Consider the following 4,520-nt stretch of genomic DNA (forward strand, 5'->3'; position numbering starts at 1 on the left):
CCACGAGGATGCCAAACGGGAGCCCGCCAAGCGTCGCCCAGAGCGCGACGCGCAGCGACAGCGCGACGGCCTGCCATTCCTCGGGGCTGAGCAGGGTCATGGGTGGGGATCACTCCGTCAGGACAGTGAAACCCTGCCGTTCGAAGGCCGCGCGCGCAACAGGCCCTTGCAGGTAGTCGAGAAACTCCTGCGCGACGGCGGCGTCGCCGTCGGCGAGCGTGGCTGCGGGGTAGGTGATCGGCGCGTGGCTGTCGTCGGGGAAGGTGCCGAGCACGGACACGTCGGGTTCGGCTGCGGCGTCGGTGGCGTAGACGATGCCGAGCGGCGCCTCGCCCGTGGCCACCAGCGCCAGCGCGGCGCGCACGTTGTCGGTCTGCGCCACCTGGGGCATGACGCCGTCCCAGAGCCCAAGCGACGTCAGCGCCGCCTTGCCGTAGATCCCGGCGGGCACCGCGTCGACCAGCGCCATGGCGAGCCTGTCCTCGCCCAGCATCTCGGCCAGCGGCAGGTCGGCGTCGATGGTGACGGGCGCGGCGTCCGGGTCGTGCGCGACCAGCACGATGCTGTTGCCCAGCAGGTCGACGCGGCTGTCGGTGTCGATCAGCCCGTCCTGCTCGAGTGCGTCCATCCAGCCGGTGTTGGCCGAGATGAACACGTCGGCGGGCGCCCCGGCCTGGATCTGACGGGCCAGCGCCGAGGACCCGGCGAGCGAGACCACCGCGGTATTGCCGGTCTCCTCGGCGTAGCGGGCCGAGATCTCGTCCATGGCATTCTTCATGCTGGCCGCGGCGAAGACGGTCACCTCGGCGGCATTCGCGGCAGCGGCGGAGGACGCCAGCATGAGGACGGCGGCGGCAAGGGGCGGGCGGGGGCACAGCGACATGGGGGAAGCTCCGGAGTGATATGTTCCTTGAAACATATCGACTCGGATCGTCCCGGCTTGCAAGCGTTATTTCCCGCTGGGAATATCGGAGAGCATGGCCCTCAGTGCTGCAATGTCCTCGGCGGCGGCGCGGGCGGCGGCGGCCTCGGCGTTGCGGTAGTGGCTCAGCACGGTCTCGCCCGTCTCGGTCAGCAGGGCGCCGCCGCCCTTGGTGCCGCCACGGCTGCGGGCCACGAGGGGCGCGCGGAAGGCAGCGTTCATCTCATCTACTAGGCTCCAGGCCCGCTTGTAGCTCATCGACATGGCGCGGCCCGCGGCGGCGATGGAGCCGGTGTCGCGGATCAGCTCGAGCAGGTCGGCCTTGCCGGGGCCAAGCATGGCGCTGTCGCCGAAGAGGATGCGCATGCGCAGGCGGGTGTCGGACTCGGGAGAGGGCATCAGGTCGCTCATGGATCAACTGTCCGGGATCGCGCTTGCGCATGCAAGCGCAACGCGGTTCAGTCGGCCCAGCGAGGGAGGGCGCATGTTCGACGCAAGACTTCTGCCGCTGCAGCGCCGCTTGCTGCACGGCCCGGCGCGGGGTCTGCACGGCGCGGGGATCCGGGCCGATTGGATCACGCTGACGGGCTTCGTACTGGGGCTGCTGGCCGTTGTTGCCGCCTCGTTCGGGCTGTTCTGGCTGGCGCTGGCGGGGCTGCTTGCCAACCGGCTGGCGGACGGACTCGACGGCGAGGTCGCGCGGCTTTCGGAGCCGACGGATCGCGGCGCCTTCCTCGACATCGCGCTGGATTTCCTGTTCTACGCGCTGTTTCCGCTGGGCTTTGCGCTGGCGGATCCGGCGGCGAACGCCCTGCCGGCACTGCTGCTGGTGACAAGCTTCGTGGGCACGGGGTCCTCGTTCCTCGCCTTCTCGGTGATCGCCGAGCGCCGGGGCATCCGGGCCGAAGACTACCCGACCAAGGGCATCTACTACCTCGGCGGGCTGACCGAAGGGGCCGAGACCATCCTGCTTTTCGTGCTCATGTGCCTCGTGCCGGGCTACTTCCCGGTGCTGGCGGTGGTCTTCGCCGTGGCCTGCTTCGTCACCACGCTGACCCGCTGGATGGCCGGCTGGCGGCTCTTCGGCTGAGGCCGCCGGGGCCGCGCGTCAGCCTGCCAGGCCATGAACGTCTGGCCATGAACGTAACGCAATGAAAAAAGGCGCGCCGTGGCCGCGCGCCTTTAAGAATTCTTCAATGGATCCGGTACGGATCAGAGCAGCTCGAGGTTGATCGCGCTCTCACGGCCGTCACGGCCGGACTGCAGCTCGTAGGACACTTTCTGGTTGTCCTTGAGTTCGGTCAGACCCGAGCGCTCGACTGCGGAGATGTGCACGAAGACGTCCTTCGAGCCACCTTCAGGAGCGATGAAGCCGTAGCCTTTGGTGGTGTTGAACCATTTCACGGTGCCAGTTGCCATGGGTAGAACCCTTTCCTGTTTCATGCTGTCCGCGAGAGTGCGACAGCCCGGCGTATCGTCAGTGCAGTATCGGTAGCGCTGTTGCCGGTGACGGAGACAGGTGGGTCGATAGTGGTAACGTCAGCGCGAACTCGTATGCCAGAACGACATGATTCCGGCAAGGAAAATCCCGGCAAGGTGGCATGGAACGCCGCAACGACACTTGATACTGTGTGGTTTTTGCGCCTCGGTCCGGGGTTTGGGCGGCGGTTTCGGTGCCTCGACCGGGAGGGGCTTGCGGACCGCAGAGATGCCCGCGCATCCTTCCGGGCGCGGCAGAGACAGTGACAAGGAATTCCCGCGATGGGCGAACTGGTGGTGGCAGGGGTGGTCATGGGGCTCGCCGGGACCGTGGCGATGGACCTCTGGGGCCTTCTGCTCGAGCGGCTCTGCGGGATCGGCCGTCCGAACTGGGCCTTCGTCGGGCGCTGGGTCGCGACGCTGCGCAGCGGGCGGGTGTTCCATGACGCCATCGCCGGCGTGCCCGGGGTGCCGAGCGAGGCAGCGATAGGCTGGGCGTTCCACTACGCAGTGGGCGTGGCCTACGGGCTGATCTGGGTCCTGCTCGCCGGGCGCGACTGGCTGGCGGCGCCGAGCTTCCTGCCGCTCTGGGTCTTCGCGCTGGTGACCGTCGGCGCCGGGTGGTTCCTTCTGCATCCGGGCATGGGGCTGGGCATCGCCCAGTCGAAGAGCGCGACGCCGTGGCGGGCGCGGGGGCTCGGGCTGGTGGCGCACACGGTCTTCGGTCTCGGTATGTGGGTCGGGGAGCTGGCCTTCATCCATGGCGCAAGTGTTGCGTAAAATTTCCAGTGTTGCGTAAAATTTGAAGTAGATTCAGGGGTTTTTGACGACAAAGCGCCCGTCGGCAGGCGCCGCGTTATCCGCGTCTTAAGCACCGCCGTCCCATCCATGAGCCGGGTGATGTCCCGTTTCATGGAGGTATTCGAATGCCAGCAGCCAGAACTGCAACTGCCGCCGCCCTCGTGGCGGTCCTCGGACTGACCGCGTGCGCGCAGGCGCCGCGCAGCCGGTCCGCCCCCGATCCGGCCGCGGTGGCCGAGGTGACGCGCGCCGTCGAGACGCCGCTCGCGAGCACCCGCAGCCAGGATCCGCTCGACCGTGTGCGCCTTGGGCCGGCGGACATCGGGGATGTCGGCAGCACCGCGGCGGGGATCGCGTCGGGCTTCACCGAGGCCAATCCGCTGGTGTCCTGGGCCGGGGGCGGGGCGCCGCTGATGCTCATACCGGTGAAATACGCTGCCAAGAAGGCGCTGGTCTCTATCGGGACGAAGCCCGCGCGGGCCAACTGGACGGTCGAGACGGCGGGCATGTTCGCGGCGTGCAACAACATCGCGCTGCTGGCCGGGGGCGTGCCGCCCGCCGCCATCGGCATCGGTGCGGTCTGTGCCATCGCCTTCAGCCAGAACAGCCGGAACGGCTACGAGCGGCGCACCGGCCGGACGCTGGATGGCGCTCCGCTGGCACAGACGCGGGTACAGTAGGTCCGGGCCGGACCGGCAAGGCGTCGCCGACCGGCGGCGCCGTCGGAACAGGCCCGGTGGCATGGACGTTCTTTCCCCGACACCGCAACGGATCGCAGGAAAGGAGACCTCCAATGTCGATCAAGACCATCGCGAAGAAAGCCCTTTCGGCCTACGCCCGCGGCAAGACCTCCGGCACGACAGGCTACGGCACCACCCGCCCGATGCGCAACCGACCTATCCGGCACCGCCCGCTCAAGCGCGGCCGGAGCCTTGAGACGCAACTGGCGTCCAAGGCGGCGCGGGCAATCCGCAAGGCCATCTGAGCCGGACGCCGGGGGTGGTCTGGCGGAATTGATCTCTCGGACTCTACGGATCTCGCAATGATCGCAAAAGCCGAGTTGAGAAACGCAAACCGCCGCCGGTAGGCATACCGGCGGCGGTCAATCGTTTCTCATCATCGTCGTCCCTTCAGATCATTGCCCAATCGGAAAAGATCGTGGTCGGAGCAGGCTCCTTCCAGATCGGGGGCACAGGGCGCTTCTCGGGAATACGTTTGATTCTAATGCGCGGTTTCATGATCGTTCCTCGAAACACATTTGGTTCAATGTGGTCGAGTATGCGCCAAAACGTCGCACTTGTCAGGTTGGGAATTCCAC

General features: G+C 67.4%; 8 protein-coding genes and 1 pseudogene. 4 read left to right on the forward strand and 5 right to left on the reverse strand.

What is annotated here, in order from left to right; genetic code table 11:
• The 3 genes and pseudogenes from HC022_RS29370 to HC022_RS19635 form a co-directional block, all read right to left on the reverse strand.
• Positions 1-100 (reverse strand): annotated as a pseudogene (locus HC022_RS29370) (molybdate ABC transporter permease subunit); the annotation flags it as partial.
• 9 nt (positions 101-109) lie between these two features.
• On the reverse strand, positions 110-883 hold the full coding sequence (gene modA, locus HC022_RS19630) for a molybdate ABC transporter substrate-binding protein (protein WP_167453548.1): 774 nt from the start codon (positions 881-883) through the stop codon (positions 110-112).
• Between the two features lie 66 nt (positions 884-949).
• A complete protein-coding gene (locus HC022_RS19635) occupies positions 950-1,333 on the reverse strand; it encodes a winged helix-turn-helix domain-containing protein (RefSeq protein ID WP_167453549.1) in 384 nt (127 codons plus the stop codon).
• Positions 1,334-1,406: 73 nt separating this feature from the next.
• On the opposite strand from HC022_RS19635, the gene HC022_RS19640 reads away from it, so the two are divergent.
• Positions 1,407-2,012, forward strand: coding sequence for a CDP-alcohol phosphatidyltransferase family protein (locus HC022_RS19640; RefSeq protein ID WP_167453550.1), 606 nt, complete (start codon positions 1,407-1,409; stop codon positions 2,010-2,012).
• 122 nt (positions 2,013-2,134) lie between these two features.
• Here HC022_RS19640 and HC022_RS19645 read toward each other — a convergent pair whose 3' ends face one another.
• The gene (locus HC022_RS19645; RefSeq protein ID WP_008886002.1) at positions 2,135-2,341 is read right to left on the reverse strand and encodes a cold-shock protein; all 207 of its coding nucleotides are present in this window, start codon (positions 2,339-2,341) and stop codon (positions 2,135-2,137) included.
• A 342-nt stretch (positions 2,342-2,683) separates the two neighbouring features.
• Here HC022_RS19645 and HC022_RS19650 point away from each other — a divergent pair, with 342 nt between their 5' ends.
• The 3 genes from HC022_RS19650 to HC022_RS19660 all read left to right on the forward strand — a co-directional run bounded on the left by HC022_RS19650 (position 2,684) and on the right by HC022_RS19660 (position 4,187).
• The gene (locus HC022_RS19650; RefSeq protein WP_167453551.1) at positions 2,684-3,181 is read left to right on the forward strand and encodes a DUF2938 domain-containing protein; all 498 of its coding nucleotides are present in this window, start codon (positions 2,684-2,686) and stop codon (positions 3,179-3,181) included.
• A gap of 146 nt (positions 3,182-3,327) precedes the next feature.
• On the forward strand, positions 3,328-3,882 hold the full coding sequence (locus HC022_RS19655; protein WP_167453552.1) for a hypothetical protein: 555 nt from the start codon (positions 3,328-3,330) through the stop codon (positions 3,880-3,882).
• Between the two features lie 113 nt (positions 3,883-3,995).
• Positions 3,996-4,187: a hypothetical protein gene (locus HC022_RS19660; protein ID WP_167453553.1), complete on the forward strand. Its 192-nt coding sequence runs from the start codon at positions 3,996-3,998 to the stop codon at positions 4,185-4,187.
• A 145-nt stretch (positions 4,188-4,332) separates the two neighbouring features.
• On the opposite strand, the gene HC022_RS28820 is transcribed toward HC022_RS19660, so the two are convergent.
• The coding region (locus HC022_RS28820) for a hypothetical protein (protein ID WP_217704066.1) at positions 4,333-4,520 on the reverse strand (188 nt) is incomplete at its 5' end.

The organism is Salipiger sp. HF18, from assembly GCF_011806505.1.
Lineage (GTDB): Bacteria > Pseudomonadota > Alphaproteobacteria > Rhodobacterales > Rhodobacteraceae > Salipiger > Salipiger thiooxidans.